At 72.8% G+C, this 1,156-nt stretch carries 1 protein-coding gene; it reads left to right on the forward strand.

Annotated elements, in window-relative coordinates; genetic code table 11:
- Positions 1-1,109 (forward strand): HNH endonuclease (locus FS769_RS17150; protein ID WP_260979798.1); only part of this gene is annotated, 1,109 nt, incomplete at its 5' end.
- Positions 1,110-1,156: the final 47 nt, after the last annotated feature.

Raw genomic sequence — 1,156 nt, forward strand, 5'->3', positions numbered from 1 at the left:
TCCCGCCCGAGAAGAAGGCCGAATTCGACCTTCTCGCCGTCGCCACCGCCGAGGGTCGCAGCCCCGCCCGCCTGCGCTCCCGCCTGGCCGTCCTAGCCGAGAAACTGCACCCCACCACCCTCACCGAACGTCACCAGCGCGGGCGCGACACCCGCTGCGTCCGCCTCGTCACCCAAGCCGACGGCATGTCCGACCTCATCGCAACCCTGCCCACCGTGCTCGCCGTCGGCATCTACGACCGCCTCACGCACCAAGCTCGCGCGCTCCTCGACATCCGGGCCGGCGGCGGGCTCGGGCTCGACAGGGCGGACAGCGCCCTCGCGGGTGTCGATACGCCCGGCGACGATGCAGGCGGCACCGCGGCACCCGGCCCGCACCCGGTTTTCGGGTCCGACCACTCCGCTGCCGCGGCGGCTCTCAGTCCCGCCACCGTGCTCGCCACCGACCAGCGCACCACCGCGCAACTGCGCGCCGACATCCTCGCCGACCTGCTGCTGGCCGCCGCACCGGAAGCCGACCCCACCCGCACCGACGACGGCCCCGGCACCCTCGGCACCATCCGCGCCCGCGTCCAGATCGTCGTCCCCGCCCTCACCATCCTCAACCCCACCCGAGAAAACGACGACCCCGCCGAACTCATCGGCCACGGCCCCATCGACGCCCACACCGCCCGCACCCTCGCCGAAACCACCCCCACCCCCTGGGACCGCGTGCTCACCCACCCCCTCACCGGAGCAGTCCTGCACACCGACACCTACCACCGCACCACCGCCATCGACCGCCACCTCCGCGCCCGCGACCGCCACTGCCGCTGGCCCGGCTGCACCATCCCCGCCATCCGCTGCGAAGTCGACCACACCCACGACCACGCCAAAGGCGGCCCCACCACCATCACCAACCTCGCCCACCTCTGCCAACGCCACCACACCCAAAAGCAGTTCACCCGCTGGCAGGTTCGACAACTCCCCGGCGGAATCCTCGAATGGACCTCCCCCACCGGCCGCACCTACACCGACGAACCCCTCCCCTACTCCCCCGCCGTCCGCTTCACCCCCGACGACCCACCCCCACCCGACCCCGACGACAACGGCACACCCCCACCCTTCTGACACACGCACCACCCCGCACCCACGCCTCCCTGCGCGCGCTCCTCCCC

Origin of the sequence: Microbacterium sp. BH-3-3-3, assembly GCF_007679045.1 — a bacterium.
GTDB classification, from domain to species: Bacteria; Actinomycetota; Actinomycetes; order Actinomycetales; family Microbacteriaceae; genus Microbacterium; species Microbacterium algihabitans.